Origin of the sequence: Hypericibacter terrae (assembly GCF_008728855.1) — a bacterium.
GTDB classification, from domain to species: domain Bacteria; phylum Pseudomonadota; class Alphaproteobacteria; order Dongiales; family Dongiaceae; genus Hypericibacter; species Hypericibacter terrae.
The window spans coordinates 1,734,697-1,753,357 of record NZ_CP042906.1; the positions used below are offsets into that span (position 1 = coordinate 1,734,697).

General features: G+C 66.9%; 15 protein-coding genes. 9 read left to right on the forward strand and 6 right to left on the reverse strand.

The window, feature by feature from the left end:
* The first annotated feature begins 5 nt into the window (after positions 1-5).
* On the forward strand, positions 6-1,517 hold the full coding sequence (gene ppx / locus FRZ44_RS07975; protein WP_151176685.1) for an exopolyphosphatase: 1,512 nt from the start codon (positions 6-8) through the stop codon (positions 1,515-1,517).
* Positions 1,518-1,714: 197 nt separating this feature from the next.
* Here the strand turns inward: ppx and FRZ44_RS07980 are convergent, their stop codons facing one another.
* Entirely contained in the window at positions 1,715-2,773 is a 1,059-nt protein-coding gene (locus tag FRZ44_RS07980) for a M23 family metallopeptidase (RefSeq protein ID WP_151176686.1), read from the reverse strand.
* Positions 2,774-2,829: 56 nt separating this feature from the next.
* On the reverse strand, positions 2,830-3,993 hold the full coding sequence (gene rnd / locus FRZ44_RS07985; RefSeq protein ID WP_151176687.1) for a ribonuclease D: 1,164 nt from the start codon (positions 3,991-3,993) through the stop codon (positions 2,830-2,832).
* A gap of 211 nt (positions 3,994-4,204) precedes the next feature.
* Here rnd and aspS point away from each other — a divergent pair, with 211 nt between their 5' ends.
* The 3 genes from aspS to FRZ44_RS08000 all read left to right on the forward strand — a co-directional run bounded on the left by aspS (position 4,205) and on the right by FRZ44_RS08000 (position 7,532).
* Positions 4,205-5,983 carry an aspartate--tRNA ligase gene (aspS, locus tag FRZ44_RS07990; protein WP_151176688.1) on the forward strand — a complete coding sequence of 593 codons (1,779 nt, stop codon included), beginning with the start codon at positions 4,205-4,207 and terminating at the stop codon, positions 5,981-5,983.
* 133 nt (positions 5,984-6,116) lie between these two features.
* The gene (locus FRZ44_RS07995; RefSeq protein WP_151176689.1) at positions 6,117-7,145 is read left to right on the forward strand and encodes an agmatine deiminase family protein; all 1,029 of its coding nucleotides are present in this window, start codon (positions 6,117-6,119) and stop codon (positions 7,143-7,145) included.
* A gap of 21 nt (positions 7,146-7,166) precedes the next feature.
* A complete protein-coding gene (locus FRZ44_RS08000; RefSeq protein WP_151176690.1) occupies positions 7,167-7,532 on the forward strand; it encodes a VOC family protein in 366 nt (121 codons plus the stop codon).
* Between the two features lie 109 nt (positions 7,533-7,641).
* Here FRZ44_RS08000 and FRZ44_RS08005 read toward each other — a convergent pair whose 3' ends face one another.
* Entirely contained in the window at positions 7,642-8,607 is a 966-nt protein-coding gene (locus FRZ44_RS08005) for a 2-hydroxyacid dehydrogenase (protein ID WP_151176691.1), read from the reverse strand.
* Between the two features lie 224 nt (positions 8,608-8,831).
* Here FRZ44_RS08005 and FRZ44_RS08010 point away from each other — a divergent pair, with 224 nt between their 5' ends.
* Positions 8,832-9,557 (forward strand): cell envelope integrity EipB family protein, encoded by a 726-nt coding sequence (locus FRZ44_RS08010; protein WP_191908473.1) that lies wholly within the window; start codon positions 8,832-8,834, stop codon positions 9,555-9,557.
* Between the two features lie 138 nt (positions 9,558-9,695).
* Here FRZ44_RS08010 and FRZ44_RS08015 read toward each other — a convergent pair whose 3' ends face one another.
* Positions 9,696-10,988, reverse strand: coding sequence for a DNA polymerase IV (locus FRZ44_RS08015; RefSeq protein WP_151176693.1), 1,293 nt, complete (start codon positions 10,986-10,988; stop codon positions 9,696-9,698).
* 283 nt (positions 10,989-11,271) lie between these two features.
* Positions 11,272-12,255 carry an ROK family protein gene (locus tag FRZ44_RS08020; protein WP_151176694.1) on the reverse strand — a complete coding sequence of 328 codons (984 nt, stop codon included), beginning with the start codon at positions 12,253-12,255 and terminating at the stop codon, positions 11,272-11,274.
* A 308-nt stretch (positions 12,256-12,563) separates the two neighbouring features.
* Here FRZ44_RS08020 and FRZ44_RS08025 point away from each other — a divergent pair, with 308 nt between their 5' ends.
* Both FRZ44_RS08025 and FRZ44_RS08030 read left to right on the forward strand, forming a co-directional pair.
* Positions 12,564-12,983 (forward strand): response regulator, encoded by a 420-nt coding sequence (locus FRZ44_RS08025; RefSeq protein ID WP_151176695.1) that lies wholly within the window; start codon positions 12,564-12,566, stop codon positions 12,981-12,983.
* 13 nt (positions 12,984-12,996) lie between these two features.
* Positions 12,997-14,400 (forward strand): PleD family two-component system response regulator, encoded by a 1,404-nt coding sequence (locus FRZ44_RS08030; protein WP_151176696.1) that lies wholly within the window; start codon positions 12,997-12,999, stop codon positions 14,398-14,400.
* A 57-nt stretch (positions 14,401-14,457) separates the two neighbouring features.
* Here FRZ44_RS08030 and FRZ44_RS08035 read toward each other — a convergent pair whose 3' ends face one another.
* Entirely contained in the window at positions 14,458-15,357 is a 900-nt protein-coding gene (locus tag FRZ44_RS08035) for a LysR family transcriptional regulator (protein WP_225308595.1), read from the reverse strand.
* Between the two features lie 139 nt (positions 15,358-15,496).
* Between FRZ44_RS08035 and FRZ44_RS08040 the strand changes: the two genes are divergently transcribed.
* Both FRZ44_RS08040 and FRZ44_RS08045 read left to right on the forward strand, forming a co-directional pair.
* On the forward strand, positions 15,497-16,261 hold the full coding sequence (locus FRZ44_RS08040; protein ID WP_151176698.1) for an SDR family oxidoreductase: 765 nt from the start codon (positions 15,497-15,499) through the stop codon (positions 16,259-16,261).
* A gap of 763 nt (positions 16,262-17,024) precedes the next feature.
* Complete coding sequence (locus FRZ44_RS08045; RefSeq protein ID WP_191908474.1) at positions 17,025-18,449, forward strand: amidase; 1,425 nt, start codon at positions 17,025-17,027, stop codon at positions 18,447-18,449.
* Positions 18,450-18,661 lie beyond the last annotated feature (212 nt).

Genomic DNA, 18,661 nt, shown 5'->3' on the forward strand with positions numbered 1-18,661 from the left:
GCGGCATGGCGGAGAGCGGAGCGGGGAAATCGCGGTCACCACGAATCGGCGTGGTCGATATCGGTTCCAACTCCATCCGCCTGGTGGTCTTCGACCGCCTGAGCCGAGCCCCCTGGCCGCTGTTCAACGAGAAGGTCCTCTGCGGACTGGGCCGCGGCCTCGAGGCCTCTGGCGAGCTCAACAAGAACGGCGTCCAGATGGCGATCTCCAATCTGGAGCGCTTCGTGCGGCTGGCCGAAGGCATGGACGTCGGCAACCTCGACATGGTGGCGACGGCCGCCGTGCGCGATGCCGACAACGGTGCGGCCTTCGTGCAGGAGGCGGAGCGCCGCTGCCAGCGCAAGATCCGCATCATCTCCGGCGAGGAAGAGGCCCGGCTCTCGGCCCTGGGTGTCGCGTCCGGGATGCCGGAAACCTCCGGCATCATGGGCGATCTCGGCGGCGGCAGCCTCGAGCTGGTGCGCCTGACCCGCGGCGAGCCCGGCCGGCATGTCACCCTGCCGATCGGCCCTTTGCGGCTCATGGACATCGCCGACGGCGATCGCGACAAGGCGCGCAAGGCCGTCGACCAATATCTGGAAAAACTCGACTGGCTCGCGGAATCCAAGGGCGGCGATTTCTATCCCGTCGGCGGCGCCTGGCGCACGCTCGCGCGCATCCATATGGAGCAGGTCCACTACCCGCTCCATGTGATCCACGCCTACACCATCAGCCGGCGCGCCGCCGAAGAGCTGGCGCGCGTCATCAGCCGGCTCGGCCGCCGCTCGCTCGCCAGCATCCGCGGCGTGCCGCGCCGGCGCCTGGACAGCCTGCCGCTCGCGGCCCTGGTGCTGGAGCGGGTGCTGCGCCTGGCGCGGCCCGAGCGGGTGAACTTCTCGGCCTATGGCCTGCGCGAAGGCTTGATCTTCGATCGGCTCTCGCCAGCCGAGCAGCGCAAGGATCCGCTGTTCGAGGCCGCCCACGATCTGGCCTTGCTGGACGGGCGCTTCGGCTCCCAGGGCGCGCGGCTCAAGGCCTGGCTCACGCCGCTGTTCGAGGCCAAGGAATCGCCGGCCGCCGCCCGGCTGCGGCTCGCGGTCTGCGAGATCTCCGACATCGCCTGGCGCGAGCATCCCGACTACCGCGCCGAGCAGGCCTTCATGCGCATCCTGCGCCTGCCCATCGGCGGGCTCGATCATCACGAGCGCGTCTTCGCCGCCGTCGCCATTGCCCAGCGCTATGGTTTCGAGGGCGAGCTGCCGGGCATGGAATCGATGCTGCGCCTGCTGAGCGACCAGGATCGTCGCGATGCCGATCTGCTGGGGCTGGGCTTGCGCTTGGCTTACTCGCTGGCCGCGGCGCCGGCTTTGCTGGACAGAACCGCGCTGGTGCGCTCAGGGTCGCGCCTCACGCTCAATCTGCCGAAGGGCGAGGAGGCGATGTTCGGCGAAGCGGTGCAGCGCCGCCTCGAAGCCCTCGGCCGCGCGCTCGACCTCCCGATCGGCACGGCGACTCTCACCAATCGACGGGCGGGGTAGGGACCACCGCGATCCCCTCCCCCTACCCCCTCCCGCAAGGGGAGGGGGCTTGGACTATTCCTGATTCCCCGAAGCCCTCGCTCTCACGCCTCAAAGAGTAAGGCGTAGAAAAAATTCACGCCCCCTCCCCTTGCGGGAGGGGGTAGGGGGAGGGGTTCTCCGACGCAGCGACGACGACCGCCGCGTCTTGTCGTTCCCTACTGCACCTCGACCGTGCGCGCCATCGCGGCGACGATCTTGTCGTTGCCGCTGTCGCCGCGCAGCAGCTGGAACTCGGCGCGATAGGTGCCGGGCGGGAAGCCGCCGGCCGGCGCTTTGACGCCGATATAGCGGAACATCAGGATCTTCCCCTTCTCGGCCTTCTGATCGAAATTCGCGATCACCTTGCCGTCGGGACCGATGATGCGCAGGACCTGTCGGTCGCCCGCCTCCATGCCGAAATAATTCGCCCAGAAGAACAGCGTCGGTGCCGTCTTCGGATATGCCGCCTTGTCGTAGGCGCCGTTGCTGGCGGCCTCCGCTTCCGGCTTGTCGGTCGAGAAGCCCGCGATCAGCGGCCCCGTCGGCGTATAGGCCATCGCCGTCAGCGTCTGCGGATTCCACAAGGCGTGCGAGGTGTCGCCGCAGGTCAGAGGATCGGTGATCGCGGTGCCGGTGAACGGATCGATCGCCGTCTTGTTGTGCATGATCATGAAATGCACATGCGGGAACTCGGTCAGGCCCGAGAGCCCGATCAGCCCGACCTGCTGGCCGGCCACGACATGGTCGCCTTCCTTCACCGTGAGGCTGCCCTTGAGCATATGGCCGTAGAAGCTGCGCCAGCCATTGCCGTGATCGATCACGACGACGTTGCCCAGCCCATATTCGTCGACCACCTCGGCGCCGACCTCGCGCACATTGATGTCCTCGATGCCGTCGCGGATGCGCCAGACGACGCCGGGCGCCGCGGCCAGCACCTTCACGCCGCGCCGCATGTCCACATAGCTCGGGATGCGGATGTCGATGCCGGTATGTTTGTCGTTGACCAGGTCGCCGCACATGAAGTCCTTGGCGCCGGGACCGGGATCATGGTCGAAATATTTCTGCACCGAGCAGTCGAGATTGATACGGCAATCGACCGGGAAGGCGAGGCTTGGCGCGCCTTCCGGCGGATCGGCCAGGACCGGTGCCGTCGAGAGCGCCAGAAGGGCGCCCAGCGCGAGGAGAAGCGGCCGAAGCGAAGTGAATCGGGGCAGCAGGGAGAGCATGTTGCGCATCGGAAATCTTCCTGGAATACCGGTGGGCTGATCGGGGGCGGGACGCGGGCCCTCCGCTATTGGGCCGCCTGCGGCAGGGACACGATCTTGACCTCCTTGCCGGAGGCCGTCAGCGCCAGCCTGCCATGCTTCAGCGCCAGGGCGTCGGCGCCGAACAACTCGCGCCGCCAGCCCGCCATGGCCGGAACCGGTGCATTGTCGTCGGCCGCGATCCGTTCCAGCTCGCTGGCGGAGGCCACCAGCTTCTGGGCGACCTGGTGGGTTTCGCAGCGCATCTTCAACAGCACTCGGAGCAGATCGACCAGGGGGCCGACGCCGGGCGGCGTGTCGAGGCGGGGCGGGGGCGTGGGCAGATCGTCTTCCGGCAGCTCCAGGGCGCGCTTGACCGCCGCCAGCAGGGCCTGGCCCTGGCGGCTTTCGGCGAAGCCCTTGGAGAGGCCCCGGCAGCGCCCGAGTTCCTCGGGCGTGATCGGGGCATGGGCCGCGATCTCGGTCAGGGTCTCGTCCTTGGCGATCCGGCTGCGGGGCTGGTCGCGGCGCTGCGCCTCCTCTTCGCGCCAGGCGGCCACCTCACGCAGCAGGGCCAGGAAACGCGGCTTGTCGCTGCGCGGCTTCAGCCGGTGCCAGGCCTCGCTCGGCACCAGGCGATAAGTGTCGGGATCGGTCAGGATCGCCATCTCCTCGGCGACCCAGCCGGTGCGCCCGGTCTTCTCCATGCGCCGCGCCAATTTCTCATAGGCCAGCCGCAGATGGGTGACGTCGCTGAGCGCGTAATGAAGCTGGCGCTCGGTCAAAGGCCGGTGCGACCAGTCGGTGAAGCGCGAGGATTTGTCGATCCGGGCGCCGGCCAGCTTGCCGGCCAGATTCTCGTAGGAAACGGCGTCGCCGAAGCCGCAGACCATGGCGGCCACCTGGGTATCGACGATCGGCGTCGGGATCTGTCCGGTCAGGTGGAAGAATATCTCCACATCCTGCCGGGCGGCGTGGAACACCTTCAGGACCGCCGGGTCCGCCATCAGCTTGAACAGCGGCGCCAGGTCGATGCCCGGCGCCAGGGTGTCGATCACCGCCGCGTCTTCGGGGCCGGCGATCTGCACCAGACACAGGACCGGCCAATAGGTCCGGTCGCGCATGAATTCGGTGTCGACTGTGATGTAGCCGGCGCCGTGGTGGCGTTCGGTGAAGGCGGCGAGGGCGGCGGTGTCGGCAATGAGCTCCATTGAAGCCGTGCTATACACGGATTCTGCCCGGCGAGAAAGCCATGGACCGCCCCCAACCTCCGGAAAAGCCAGCGAATCGCCGGGTTCCGGGGCCCCGGTGCTGGAGCCTCCGGCCGGGGCCCGGGCGCTTGACAATCCGGTGGCTTCCGTGCCTCTTGCGCCCGCCTCGACCGCCCGTTTTCCGCCCTTCAGGGGAGCCCAGAGACCTGCCATGCATGCCTACCGGACCCATAATTGCGGCGCGCTGCGCCTCGCCGATGCCGGCCAGGAAGTCCGACTTTCCGGGTGGGTGCACCGCAAACGCGACCACGGCAACCTGCTGTTCCTGGACCTCCGGGACCATTACGGGATCACCCAGTGCGTGGTCGATACCTCGAGCCCGATCTTCAAGGCGATCGAGGGGGCCCGCACCGAGTTCGTGGTCCGGATCGACGGCAAGGTGGTGAAGCGCAGCCCCGAGACCGTCAACAGCAAGCTGCCGACCGGCGAGATCGAGGTCCAGGTCAAGGCGTTCGAGCTGCTCTCGACGGCCGAGATGCTGCCGCTCCAGGTCAACAGCGACGAGGATGCGGGCGAGGAGATCCGGCTGCGTTACCGGTTCCTGGATCTGCGCCGCGAGCGCGTCCACCAGAACATCCTGTTGCGCTCGCGCGTGATCTCGTCGATCCGCCGGCGCATGATCGACCAGGGCTTCACCGAGTTCCAGACCCCGATCCTGACCTCGTCGAGCCCCGAGGGTGCGCGCGACTTCCTGGTGCCGAGCCGCATGCATCCGGGCAAGTTCTACGCCCTGCCGCAGGCGCCCCAGCAGTTCAAGCAGCTGCTGATGATCGCCGGCTTCGACCGTTACTTCCAGATCGCGCCCTGTTTCCGCGACGAGGACAGCCGCGCCGACCGCAGCCCCGGCGAGTTCTATCAGCTCGATTTCGAGATGTCCTTCGTGACCCAGGAGGACGTGTTCGCGGCGATCGAGCCGGTGCTCCATGGCGTGTTCGAGGAATTCGCGAACGGCCGCAAGGTGAGCGCCCGTCCGTTCCCGCGCATCGCCTTCGACGAATCCATGCTGAAATACGGCTCCGACAAGCCCGACCTCCGCAACCCGATCGTCATCGCCGACGTGACCGAGGCGTTCCGCGATTCCGGTTTCGGCATCTTCGCCAAGGGCGTGGCGGCAGGCTCGATCGTGCGCGCGATTCCGGCACCCGGTGCCGCCGACAAGCCGCGCAGCTTCTTCGACAAGCTCAATGAATGGGCGCGCGAGCAGGGGGCGGGCGGCCTCGGCTATATCGTCTATGCCGCCGAGGGCGCCAAGGGCCCGATCGCCAAGAACCTCGACGAGGCGCGCGTGGCCAAGATCAAGGCCGCGACCGGGGCCAAGGACGGCGATGCCGTCTTCTTCGTCTGCGACAAGAAGCAGACCGCCGAGAAATTCGCGGGCACGGTGCGCACCAAGCTCGGCGACGAGCTGGCGCTGATCGACAAGAACCGCTTCGAGTTCTGCTGGATCGTCGATTTCCCGATGTATGAGCGCAACGAGGAGACGGGTCAGATCGAGTTCAGCCACAATCCCTTCTCGATGCCGCAGGGCGGTCTGGACGCGCTCGTCAACAAGGATCCGCTCGAGATCAAGGCGTTCCAGTACGACATCGTCTGCAACGGCGTCGAGCTGAGCTCGGGGGCCATCCGCAATCATCTGCCCGACATCATGTACAAGGCCTTCGCGATCGCGGGCTATGGCGCCGACGAGGTCGAGCGGCGTTTCGGCGGCATGCTGAACGCGCTGAAATTCGGCGCGCCGCCCCATGGCGGCTCCGCCCCCGGCATCGACCGCATCGTCATGCTCCTGGCCGACGAGCGGAACATCCGCGAGATCATCGCTTTCCCCCTCAATCAGAAGGCCGAAGACCTCCTGATGCAGGCTCCGGCCGAAGTGCCCGAGGCGCGCCTGAAGGAGCTGCATATCCGCCTGGCGCTGCCGCTCAAGAAGTAGGGCGCCGGCCGAGTCTCGGATCGGAGTCGTTGAAAAAGCTGGATATGCCGTGCGCCGGAGCGGGCCGGTTGGACAGCGCCGTCCACCCTGTTAAAGTCGCCGCCGGCCAGATGCCGCGACGAGGGAGCCATCCATGACTCACCCCGCCGACGACGGGTTCAGACTGCCTGCCGACTGGGCGCCGCACAGCCGTTGCTGGATGGCGTGGCCGGTTCGCTCCGAGGCGTGGGGCGAGCATCTGGGCCAGGCCCGCGAGGCCGTCGGCGAAGTGGCCGAAGCCATTGCCCGCTTCGAGCCCGTCACCATGATCGCCAAGCCGACCAAGGTTGCCGAGGTCTCGCTGCTGACCGCGTCGGGCGTGTCGAGTTTTTCTCTGCCGCAGGACGACAGCTGGCTGCGCGACAACGGCCCCAGCTTCGTCACCTCGGGCACGGGCCATGTGGCCGGCGTCCAGTGGCGCTGGAATGCCTGGGGCGGCCGCTACACCGAGGTCGACGGCGACGCGATGATTCCCGAGAAGATGCTCGAGCAATTGAGCATGCGCCGCTATCAGGCGCCCCTCGTGTTCGAGGGCAGCGCCGTCATGACCGACGGCGAGGGCACGCTCATCGCCAACGAGCGCATGATCCTCGACCCCAAGCGCAATCCCGGCCTCCAGCGGGCCGAGGCCGATACCATCCTCAAGCAGCAGCTGGGCGCCGAGCGCGTGATCTGGATCTCGGCCGCGATCGAGGGCGATCCGGCGGGCGGGCGGCTCGACACGATGCTCTGTTTCGTGAAGCCGGGCGTCCTGCTGGTCCAGACCACGCAGGACAAGAACGATGCCAACGCCGGCGCCTATGCCGATACGACCGAGCGGCTGAAGGGTGCGACCGACGCCAAGGGCCGCCAATTGCAGCTGGTCGAGATCGAGCAGCCGCGGCCGCGCCAATCCGACGAGGGCAAGCGGCTGCCGCTCGCCTATACCAGTCTCTATCTCGCCAATGGCGGCGTGATCATCCCCGCCTTCGAGGCGCCGCAGGACGATCGCGCCTTTGCCGCCATCGCGAAGCTGTTCTCCGATCGCCAGCCGGTGCAGCTCCTGGCGAGCGACATCGTCTATGGCGGCGGCGGTTTCCGCGCCATGACGCTGCCGCAGCCCGCGGGCCTGCCGGCCGGCTGAGCGTCACCCATCGAGGGAAACATGGCGACCGTTCGGTATTTCGCGAAGGATGTCGATGAGGCGGTCGCCTTCTACCGGGATCGCCTCGGTTTCGTGCTGCATCAGCAGTTCGGCCCCAACATGGCGATCCTGTCGCGAGGCGACCTCACGCTGTGGCTCGCCGGTCGGGGGGCCTCGGCCTCGAAACCGATGCCGGACGGAGCGCGGCCCGAGCCCGGCGGCTGGAACCGGTTCGTCATCGAGGTTCCCGATCTGCCCAAGCTGGTGGCGACGCTGCGCGCGGCCGGCGTGCGGTTCCGCAACGACATACTCAGCGGCCCCGGCGGGCAGCAGATTCTGTGCGAGGACCCGTCGGGGAATGTGATCGAGTTGTTTCAGGCGGGGTAATTGTCCCCTCTCCCGCTTGCGGGAGAGGGCCAGGGAGAGGGATGTCTCGATCGAGCAGCCCCCTCCTTGATCCTCCCCCGAAAGGCGGGGGAGGAGATAATTCCTCGGCTCACACCACCCGAGCCGGCAGCGGTTTGCCGGCGAAGAAGGCGTCGAGATTGTCGACCGCCTTCATGCCCATGGCGACGCGGGTCTCGGTGGTGGCGCTGCCCAGATGCGGTAGCAGGAACGTATTCGGAACCGAGCGATAGGCCGGATTGATCGCCGGCTCGCCGGTATAGACATCGAGGCCGGCGGCGAAGAGCTTGCCCGACTTGAGCGCGGCGATCAGCGCCTCGTCATCGACCAGCGGTCCGCGCGCCGTGTTCACCACCACGGCGCCGTCGGGCAGCAGCTTGATGCGCTCGGCATTGAGGAAGCCCGTGGTCTCTGCCGTCGCCGGCGCGTTGAGCGAGAGAAAATCGCAATGCGGCAGCATGTCCTCGGCGCGGGCATGGAACACCGCGTCCTGCTCCTGATCGGGCGTCAGCCGCGAGCGGTTGTGATAATGGATCTTCATGTCGAAGGCCCGGGCGCGCTTGGCGACCGCCAGGCCGATGCGACCCATGCCATAGATGCCGAGGCGCTTGCCGGTCATATGGACGCCCAGCATGCCGGTCGGCGCCCAGGCGCCCCAGGTCGCCTCGCGCACCGCGCGCTCGCCCTCGAAGGCGCCGCGCGCCGCGCCCAGCATCAACAGCAGCGCGATGTCCGCGGTGGCGTCGGTCAGGACGTCGGGCGTGTTGCCGACGACGATGCCGCGCTCCTTGGCGGCCTTGATGTCGATATGTTCGTAGCCGACCGAGAAGGTTGCGATGGCTTTGAGCCGGTCCGGAAAGCGCCGGATCATGTCGGCCGTGACCTTGCAGGTCGGGCAGGGCAGCAGCGCATCGGCATTCTGAACCCCGGCCACGATCTCGTCCGGGCTCATCAGCTTGTCGCTGGCGTTGAGGCGGGCGTCGTAATCGCGGGCGAGACGCGCCTCGACGGCAGCGGGCAGCTTGCGGGTCACGAGCACGGTGGGCTTCTGCGGCATGGGGCTGGGCTCCAGGGCGGGCGGGAAGGGCGGGTTACGGGCCAGAAAGGCTTAAGTTTCAGGGAACTATCGTTTTGGGTCGGGCCATGACATAATCGCTGGGTCCAAGCATGTCATCGCTTTTCTCCCACCCTCTTTGGCACGGCCTCGCCCGCTCCCTTTGGCTCGGGGCGGCCTTCATTGCTCTCGGCGCGGCGTTCTGCCAGCCGGCCCCGGCGGCCGGCATGATCGATCCGCTGCCGCACCGGGCGCTCTATCACATGCAGATCCTGAAGAGCGGCGGCGACATCGCCGACATCGAGGGCGAAATGGCCTTCGAATGGCAGGATTCCTGCGACGGCTGGAGCGTGACGCAACGCTCGCAGATGGATTTCCTCTATGCCAGCGGCGATGCCGCGAAGGTGGGCTGGAGCCTGACCTCCTGGGAATCCAAGGATGGAAAGCGCTACCGGTTCGTGTCGCGCGAACTGACCAATGGCGAGCTGATTTCCGAGTTCCGCGGCGATGCCGACCTGTCGAAGAACGGCGGCGAGGCGCGCTACAACAAGCCGGACGCGCATCAGACGGCGCTGCCCGCCGGCGCGCTGTTCCCGACCCAGCACAGCCTGAAGCTGATCGATCTGGCGATGAAGGGGACGCCGATGCTCTGGGCCGAGGTGTTCGACGGCTCGGACAAGGACGGTCTCTTCGCCGTCAGCGCCGCGATCACGCCGCTCTCCGATGCCGAGCGCAAGGAAGCCGACCAGCGTCCCCAGCTCAAGGGCGTACCCGGCTGGCATGTCTCGCTCGCCTTCTACCCGCCGGAAGGCCAGGCGGCCGAGCCCGAGCATGAGCAGACCATCCAGCTCTACGCCAACGGCGTCGTCGACCGCATGGTGCTGGATTACGGCGAATTCTCGATCCTTGGCACCCTCTCCAAGATCGAGACCCTGCCCAAACCGAATTGCTGAGCGAAATTTTTCATCCCCTCCCCCGGAACGGGGGAGGGTGAGGGAGGGGGCCGCGCGCTCTCGACATCGCGTCGTCCCCCTTCCTAGCCTTCCCCCGTTCCGGGGGAAGGGAAGATCGAGACGCCGCTCTCAACCCCGTCACGTCTTCCCCCCGCCCTTCGGCGGCACCCAGCCGCGGCCCTTTCGGATCGCGGTCCGGCCGAGCTTGTCGCGCAGCTTGTCCATGGTCTGTTCGACCGTCTTGCGGCGCGCGGCGTCGGGGTCGGCGAGGTCGGGCGGGTCGGCGAGGGCGGCGTCCATGAGATCGCCGCTGCCGACGCCGATCAGGCGGAAATGCCGGCCATCGGCCTCGCGCTGCAGCAGCGGCTTGGCGGCGCGATAGATCGCTTCGGCGAGTTGCGTCGGATCGGCGAGCTTGCGGTTGCGCGTCAGGATCTGGAACTCGTCGGTCTTCAGCTTCAAGGTCACGGTGCCACCGGCGAGCTCGGCCTGTTTGAGCCGCCGCGACACCTTCTCGCAGAGCGGCCAGAGGATCCGGTCGAGCTGGCCGAAATCGGCGATGTCCTCGTTGAAGGTGGTCTCGGCCGAGATGCTCTTGGCCGGGCCGTCCGGATCGACGCTGCGGTCGTCCTGCCCGCGCGCGAAGCGCGCCAGCCGCCGGCCGATGCTGCCATAGCGGAGCAGGAGATCGTTCTCCTCGCGGGTCTGCAACTGGCCGATATGGGTGATGCCGTCCTTGGCGAGCTGCTGCTGCAGCGCCTTGCCCACGCCCCAGATCAGCCCGACCGGCTTTCCGGCCAGGAAGCCCATGGCCTCGGCGCGGCCGATGATGGCGAAGCCGCGCGGCTTGTCGAGGTCCGACGCCACCTTGGCGAGGAACTTGTTGTAGCTGAGGCCGATCGAGACGGTGATCGAGAGGCGCTCTTCGATCCGGGCCGCGAGCCGGGCCAGCGTGCGCGCCGGGCTGCCATGATGCAGGGCCTCGGTGCCGGCGAGATCGAGAAAGGCCTCGTCGATCGAAAGCGGCTCGACCAGAGGAGTCGTCTCGAGCATCAGCTCGCGCACCTCGTCGCCGACTTGCGCATATTTCGCCATGTCGGGCGGGATCACCACGGCCTTGGGGCAGAGCTCGAGCGCCTTGAACATCGGCATGGCCGAGCGCACGCCATAGAGCCGCGCCACATAGCAACAGGTCGAGACCACGCCGCGCTTGCCGCCGCCGACGATCACCGGCTCGTCGCGCAGTGCCGGATTGTCGCGCTTCTCGATCGCCGCATAGAAGGCGTCGCAATCGAGATGCGCCATCGAGAGCCGGTCCAGCTCCGGATGGCGCAGCAGCCGCGGCGACCCGCAAGCGGCACAACGGTTTCCCGCCGGCCCGGGATCGTCGAGGCAGTCGCGGCAGAGCCGGTTGGGAGCGGCGGTGGTCATGATGAGATAAAACGAGCCCCCTCCCCTTGCGGGAGGGGGTAGGGGGAGGGGAGCCACGCCCGTGCTATCGGCAGGGAATCATATTCGGCATCACGCTGGCCGTAGGCATCGTTCTCGGCGTCTGTTCCATTCGTCGACTCTCTCCCGATAAGATGAACCGTGGATGTTTCGACATTATCGGCGGGCGACGTAGCAAACGGATTGCGGTCCTTTGGCGAATGACCGTGTGGGGCACCCCTCCCCCTACCCCCTCCCGCAAGGGGAGGGAGCGTGAAAATCCTATTCACGGCGCGCTCTCGTCTGACCCGGGCGGCCACAGCCAGGCGGCGCCGCGCACGCCGGAGGAATCGCCATGGCGCGGCGGCAGGAGCCGCGTGTCGACGCGATCGGAGAAGACGAAGCGGCCCCAGAGCCGCGGCACATTCTCATAGAGGCGCGCGATGTTCGACAGTCCGCCGCCCAGCACGATGACTTCCGGATCGAGCAGATTGACGACATGGGCGAGCCCGCGCGCGAGCCGCTCCTCATAGCGAACCATGACCGCTTCGGCCTGCGCCTCTCCGTCCGCGGCCACCCTCGCGATCTCGGCAGCGGCCAAGGCGTGCCCCGAGGTCCGGCGGTAGTCGCTCTCCAGTGCCGGGCCTGAGAGGAAGGTCTCGATGCAGCCCTCGCGGCCACAATAGCAGCGCCGTCCTTCCAGCTCGCCCGCCTGTGGCCAGGGCAGGGGATTGTGGCCCCATTCGCCGGCGATCGCGTTCGCGCCCAGCAAGGTCCGGCCTTCGATCGCGATGCCGCCACCGACTCCGGTGCCGAGGATCACGCCGAAGACGAGGCGCGCGCCGGCGCCGGCCCCGTCGACCGCTTCCGAGACGGCGAAGCAATTCGCGTCGTTCGCCACCCGCACCGGCCGCGCCAGGCGCTGCTCCAGATCGCGATCGAGCGGCTTGCCGATGAGCCAGGTCGAGTTGGCATTCTTGACCAGTCCGGTGGCGGGCGAGATGGCGCCGGGGATCCCGATGCCGACGCTGAGCCGCTGGGGCGCGCCGCCATGGCGGGTCGCAAGGGCGGATTCGAGCTCGCGCACCAGCAGGGCGACGGCGTCGAGCGTCGCCTCGTAATTGCCGCGCGGGCTCGCCAGGCGCCGCCGGTCCAGGACTTGGCCGTCGCTGCCGAGGAGAATGGCCTCGATCTTGGTGCCGCCGAGATCGATCCCGATCCGGGTTCGCGCGGCGGCGCGGGGTTCGGCGGGCTCCCGATCACTTGTCACAGCCTCGTCCTCACCCTGCGCCTTTCGCCCCCGACATCGTCCCGAAACGGCTCCGATCGGGCCTCCCGGAAGTTCTTTTTCGGGGGCTGTGGCCGAAATCGGCCCCTATCTTCAGCCAAGCCCGGATTTCCGCGGATTTTCGAGGGTTTGCCCGCCGTTGAAAAGATGCGCGATCAACAAAATATTAACGATGCCGGGGTTATGCGTTAAGAGATGTCCTAGCCTTCATGGGAACGTCAGTAACGGGGTCCAGACAGGGATGGTCCCCGGCATTCGCACTGACCCCTGCAGGGGCGTCTGGGGGCGGCATGAACGACACGATACGCGAATTTCCTTCCGCGGATGTACCGCGCCGAAGCGGCGACGGAAAGACTGTGCTCATCGTCGAAGACAATGAGCTCAACATGAAGCTCTTCCACGATCTGATGGAAGCGCATGGCTACAACATCCTTCAAACCCGGGACGGCATGGAAGCGCTGAAGCTGGCGCGCCAGCACCGGCCCGACCTGATCCTCATGGACATCCAGCTGCCCGAGGTCTCGGGGCTGGAGGTCACGAAGTGGATCAAGGAGGACGACGATCTCCGTGCGATCCCGGTCATCGCGGTGACGGCCTTCGCCATGAAGGGCGACGAAGAGAAAATCCTTCAGGGTGGTTGCGAGGCCTACATCGCCAAGCCCATCTCGGTGGCTCAGTTCCTGAGCACCGTCGAAAGGTTCCTGCGGTAGGGCCGGGCGCGCGATGTCAGGACGCGTCCTCGTCGTCGACGATGTGGCCGCCAACCGGCGGCTTCTGGAGGCCAAGCTCTCGGCCGAGTATTTCGACGTCGAGCTCGCCGAGAACGGCCCCGACGCGCTCGCCAAGATCGAGCAATCCCCGCCCGACATCATCCTGCTCGACGTGATGATGCCCGAGATGGACGGGTTCGAGGTCTGCCGGCGCATCCGCGCCGACGCACGCTACGCTCATCTGCCGGTCGTGATGGTGACGGCCCTCTCCGACGTCTCGGACCGCGTGCGCGGCATCGAGGCCGGCGCCGACGATTTCCTCACCAAGCCCGTCAACGACCTGGCGCTGTTCGCCCGCGTGCGCTCGCTGCTGCGGCTCAAGCTGATGATGGACGAGTGGCGCGTGCGCGAGGCGGTCTGGAACCGCTTCAACATCGACGGCGCGCCCGCCGACGCCGAGGTCGCGCATGGTCAGGCCCGCGTGCTGCTGATCGCCAAGCCCGGCGATACGGCCGACCGGGTGACGCAGACCCTGGCCCAGGACCAGAACGACACGCTGCTGCTGCCGGCGGGCCCCGAGGCGGTGCAGCGCGCGCGCAGCGAGACCTTCGACCTGGTGATCGTCGATTTCGCGATCGGCGCTTCCGAGGGCCTCCGCATCTGCTCGCAGCTGCGCGCCTATGAAGGCACGCGGCAGATGCCGATCCTGGTGATCGTCGGCTCGATCGACGCGCCCGAGCTCGCCAAGGCGCTCGATATCGGCGCCACGGACTATCTGGTCGAACCGATCGACGGCAGCGAGCTCCAGGCCCGCGCCCGCACCCAGGTGCGCCGCTCGCGCTATTACGACCTGCTGCGCCGCCATTACGAGCGCGGCCTCTCGCTGGCGCTCATCGACAGCCTGACGGGCCTCAACAACCGCCGCTATATGGAGCAGCATCTGGCCGAGCTGATGCGCCGCACCGGCACCTCGGGCAAGCCGCTCTCGCTCATCGTCGGCGACATCGATCATTTCAAGCAGGTCAACGACCGCCATGGCCATGCGGCGGGCGACGAGGTGCTGAAGGAGGTCGCGCGGCGCCTGACGGCGAACCTGCGCAGCTTCGACATGGTGGTGCGGCTGGGCGGCGAGGAATTCTTCGTGGCGATGCCCGAGGTCGGCTATGAAGCGGCCGTCTCGGTGAGCGATCGCCTGCGCAAGTCGATCGCCGAAAAGCCGATCGCCGTCGGCAACGAGCAGATCCCGGTCACGATCAGCCTGGGCGTGACGCTGGCCGATCTCGACGAGCCGATGGAGGCGGGCCTCCGGCGCGCCGACCAGGCGATGTATCGCGCCAAGCAATCGGGCCGCAACCGCGTCGAAGCGGTGCCGGCGCCGAGCCAGGAACCGCCGAAGTCCGTCGCCGTCGGCGAGTAGGATTTTCCCGACTGCTGCAGAGCTGAACTCGTCCGCTCCCGACGATGAGCGGAAAGGTTAGCGCGGGTCCCAATAGGGCGGATCGCCGAAGGCGGTGCGCAGGCAGTCGATGAAGGCGCGCAGCTTGGCCGAGGTTCGCCGCCCTTCGGGATGCGCGACATAGACGTATTCGAGCTCGGCCTCGGCGCCGACATCGAGGACCACCAGGCTTCCGGCCTTGATCGCGTCCCCGGCAATGAAAGTCGGCAGCAGCGCGATCCCGAGCCCGGCGATCGCCGCACCCCGCAGCATATCCCCGTTGTTGACGCGCAGGCCCATCTCGGCGCGGAGGATCGTCGCGCCATCGGCGCCGGCGAAGCGCCAGTCGGCGGCGCCGCGGTTGGTGTAGAAGAGGCCGCGATGACCATCGAGCTCGGCGAGGGAGGCCGGCCGCCCGTGCCGGGAGAGATAATCCGGCGCGGCGACCAGGACCCGCCGGCTGGGTGCCAGACGCCAGGCGACGAGACGCGTATCCGCAATCGGTCCGTGCCGCACCACCGCGTCATAGCCGTCGGCCGCGACATCGACGCGGCGATCGTCGAGATCGAGCGTCAGCTCGAGTTCCGGATTGCGCGCGAGGAAAGGAAAGAGCGCCGGCCCCAGATGGAGATGGCCGAAGGTCACGGGGGCGGCGATGCGCAGCGGACCGACCAGGCGACCGCGGCGCTCGGCCATGTCGGCCGCCGCCTCCTCGACATCGCGCGCGATGCGCGTCGCCCGTTCCAGAAACGAGACTCCGTCCTCGGTCAAACTGAGCTTGCGGGTGGTGCGGTGCAGGAGGCTCGCCCCCAGGCTCCGTTCGAGCTCGGCCAGCCGCTCGCTCACGACCGACTTCGACAGCCGCAGGCGCCGCGCCGCCTCGCTGATGGACCCGGCCTCCGCGACGGCCACGAAGGTGGCGATTCCGTCGAGCTTCATGATCGTTCGGTTTTCCCGGAAACCAATTTCGAGACTTGCAGGCTAATACGAACGCCCCGAGGGCACCATACTCCTGGCAACAGGAATTCATCGAAACCGCCGGTCGGAGCCCGACCTGGCGCTCAACAGGAGAAAGACCATGAAACGCTTGACCGGAAAGGTTGCCATCGTCACCGGCGCCAGCGCCGGCATCGGCCGCGCCACCGCCACGTTGTTCGCGAAGGAAGGGGCGAAGCTGGTCCTGGGCGCCCGCCGGAAGACCGAGCTCGACGCGCTGGTGGCCGAGATCACGGCCAATGGCGGCGAAGCGGCGGCGCTTGCTGGCGATGTGCGGTCGGAGGATTACGCCAAGGCGCTGGTGGCGCTGGCCGTCAGCCAGTTCGGCAAGCTCGACGTGGCCTTCAACAATGCCGGCACCTTGGGCGAGCTCGGCGCCAGCACTGGCGTCTCGGAGGCCGGCTGGAACGACGCCATCGCCATCAACCTGACCGGCTCCTTCCTCGGCGCCAAGCACCAGATCGCCGAGATGGAGAAGCAGGGCGGCGGCTCGATAATCTTCACCTCGACCTTCGTCGGCTATAGCTGCGCCTTCCCGGGCGTCGCCGCCTATGCCGCCAGCAAGGCCGGTCTGATCGGACTGACCCAGGCATTGGCGGCCGAGTTCGGGCCGAAGGGCATTCGCGTCAACGCGATCCTGCCGGGTGCCGTCGACACGGCGATGTATCGCGACATGAACAACACGCCGGAATCACAGGCCTTCATCACCAACCTGCATGCGCTGAAGCGTGTCGCCACGCCCGAGGAAATCGCCCGCTCGGTGCTCTATCTCGCCTCCGACGATGCTTCCTTCGTCACGAGCACCGCTTCGCTGGTGGATGGCGGCCTCTCGATCACGCGCAGCTGACAGTGCTGCCCTCGGGTGCTGGAGCCCCCAATGGCTATCGATAGGAAGATGCGGTTGGGTTGGGAGCCAGACCGGTCCCCTGTCTGGAGCAGTTCACCTCTCCCGAGGAAAGATTTCGTGAAATGCCGAGACAGTCGCGCGAAACCCACCGACATTGCTTGTGTCGAGGGCAACACAATGCAGAAAAATCGGCAATGCTCTGCCGTTTACACGAATAAGCACCGTGATCGATCTGTTTACGCGTACCGCGAAGACTCGCGACTTCAAAATCTCGTTCTGAGTAAGCAGCAACCGGTCTAGCGAGCGCACGATCTCGATGGATCCATCCTTCTCCCTTACACGCGCAACCGTGCAGTAGAAAGAATATGCAAACACGACAGCGATCGGTAGAGTTACGATCCATGCTGTGGACGCGCTAGAAGTAATGTCTAGAACCGCTTTGTATCCCAGGATGCAAAATCCCACGCCAATCGGAAGCAGCACCACCCCGAATCCTGCTCGTAGGACGGGAGTCATGCTTCGCGTTATAATGATTTCCCGCATCGCATCCTTCATTCCTGGGCAGCCTTTACCTTTGCCAAATCAGCGACCTTCCGTACTGACAAAGAGCCAGCATTCTTCGACTTGGGCCTCGATCATCGAGGCGAATCCGTGCATCAGCCGCTTTCTCATTGTCAGCCGACAATTGTCACCTTGCGGGTCCCTTGGTGCGAGCGCCACTATTGAATACCGCTAACGCCTGATGCAGCAAGAGAGGCCGACGATGCTGTCTTCGGATTCCGATCTCCTCCATCTTTCGGCAACCGAGGCGCTGGCCGCCTTCCGCGCGCGCAAGCTCTCGCCGGTCGAGCTGATGCGGGCCATGATCGCCCGCGCCGAGGCGGTCAATCCGCGTCTCAACGCGATCACGCTGCCTTACTACGAGCTGGCGCTGGCGGGCGCGAAACAGGCCGAGGCCCGCTATCTGGGCAAGGGCGAAGCGCCGCGGCCGCTGGAGGGCCTGCCGCTCGCCGTCAAGGATATGTCGCATATCGAGGGCGAGCCGGTCTCGATGGGTTCCTGGAGCTACGAGGCCTATCGCAGCGATCACACCTCGCCGACCATCGGGCGGCTGCTGGCAGCCGGCGCCCTCATGCATATGCGCACCACCACGCCCGATTTCGGTTTCTCGGGAATCACGCGCAGCCCGCGCTACGGCATCAGCCGCAATCCCTGGAATCCCGACTACACGCCGGGCGGCTCTTCCGGCGGCTCGGCGGCGGCGGTCGCGGCCGGCATGGCGGTGATCGCGGATGGCTCCGATGGCGGCGGCTCGATCCGGATTCCGGCCTCGGCCTGCGGGCTGGTCGGCTACAAGGCGCCGGCGGGGCGCAACCCGAATGACCGCTCGTTGCCGCTCGAGCCCCTGATCACGACCGGTCCCATCACCCGCACCGTCGCGGATGCCGCGCTGATGCAGAACGTCGTGAGCGGCCCGCATACGGACGATCTCATGTCGCTGCGCGAGAGGCTCGTACTGCCGGAGACTTTCGCCTCGATCAAGGGTTGCCGGATCGCCTATTCGCCGGATCTCGGCAGCTATGCGATCGAGGAGAGCGTCGCCCGCAACACCCGCGCCGCGGTCGATGTCTTCCGCGGGCTGGGCTGCCAGGTCGAGGAGGTGAAGCTGCCCTGGACGACGGCCAATCTCGACTGCTGGAAGATCTATTGGGAAGGGCTCTACGCTGCGCTCATGAAGGACATGCTGCCGCAATGGCGCGACCGGCTCGATCCCTTTGTGGTCGGCATCGTCGAGCGCGGCCTGAAACGCTCGGCGGTCGATCTCTACAACACGACGATCCATCGCGGTGCCATGTATCAGGGGATCGTGCCGTTCCTCGAGAAGTATGACGTCTTGATTTGCCCGACGCTCGCCGTCCCGGCGGTGCCCGTCACCCATTCGGAGACCGATCCCGGCTTCAAGATCGCCGGGCGCTCGGTCGATCCCTATTGCGGCTGGTTCCTGACGAGCCCGTTCAATCTTCTGGGACAGCTCCCGGTCATCTCGGTGCCATCGGGCATCGGGTCGAACGGCGTGCCGACAGGCCTGCAGATCGTCGGCCGCAGCTATGACGACGCGGCCGTCTTCCGCTTCGCGGCGGCCTTCGAGCAGGCCGCACCCTGGCGCTCGCGCCGGCCGGCCTTGTAGACGCGGGCGCAAAGCAATACCCCGCCCGAAAGGCCGGTTCCGCCTCGCAGGCTATGCTGTGGCGCAATTCCCGCTTGCGCCGAAATGCGGCTGGCCTTACGATGTTAACGCTAACATAGTTTGTAGAGACGCGTAAGGCGCACGATAACAATACCGACGCCGAGGACGGAAACGGCCGTCAGGGCGGCCCCGCACAGGAGCGGACCGCCGGA

Bases quoted from the DNA above. Each gene is read 5' to 3' on its own strand.
- ppx (WP_151176685.1), top strand. From the start codon at position 6: ATGGCGGAGAGCGGAGCGGGGAAATCGCGGTCACCACGAATCGGCGTG.
- FRZ44_RS07980 (WP_151176686.1), bottom strand. From the start codon at position 2,773: ATGCGCAACATGCTCTCCCTGCTGCCCCGATTCACTTCGCTTCGGCCG.
- rnd (WP_151176687.1), bottom strand. From the start codon at position 3,993: ATGGAGCTCATTGCCGACACCGCCGCCCTCGCCGCCTTCACCGAACGC.
- aspS (WP_151176688.1), top strand. From the start codon at position 4,205: ATGCATGCCTACCGGACCCATAATTGCGGCGCGCTGCGCCTCGCCGAT.
- FRZ44_RS07995 (WP_151176689.1), top strand. From the start codon at position 6,117: ATGACTCACCCCGCCGACGACGGGTTCAGACTGCCTGCCGACTGGGCG.
- FRZ44_RS08000 (WP_151176690.1), top strand. From the start codon at position 7,167: ATGGCGACCGTTCGGTATTTCGCGAAGGATGTCGATGAGGCGGTCGCC.
- FRZ44_RS08005 (WP_151176691.1), bottom strand. From the start codon at position 8,607: ATGCCGCAGAAGCCCACCGTGCTCGTGACCCGCAAGCTGCCCGCTGCC.
- FRZ44_RS08010 (WP_191908473.1), top strand. From the start codon at position 8,832: ATGATCGATCCGCTGCCGCACCGGGCGCTCTATCACATGCAGATCCTG.
- FRZ44_RS08015 (WP_151176693.1), bottom strand. From the start codon at position 10,988: ATGACCACCGCCGCTCCCAACCGGCTCTGCCGCGACTGCCTCGACGAT.
- FRZ44_RS08025 (WP_151176695.1), top strand. From the start codon at position 12,564: ATGAACGACACGATACGCGAATTTCCTTCCGCGGATGTACCGCGCCGA.
- FRZ44_RS08030 (WP_151176696.1), top strand. From the start codon at position 12,997: ATGTCAGGACGCGTCCTCGTCGTCGACGATGTGGCCGCCAACCGGCGG.
- FRZ44_RS08035 (WP_225308595.1), bottom strand. From the start codon at position 15,357: ATGAAGCTCGACGGAATCGCCACCTTCGTGGCCGTCGCGGAGGCCGGG.
- FRZ44_RS08040 (WP_151176698.1), top strand. From the start codon at position 15,497: ATGAAACGCTTGACCGGAAAGGTTGCCATCGTCACCGGCGCCAGCGCC.
- FRZ44_RS08045 (WP_191908474.1), top strand. From the start codon at position 17,025: ATGCTGTCTTCGGATTCCGATCTCCTCCATCTTTCGGCAACCGAGGCG.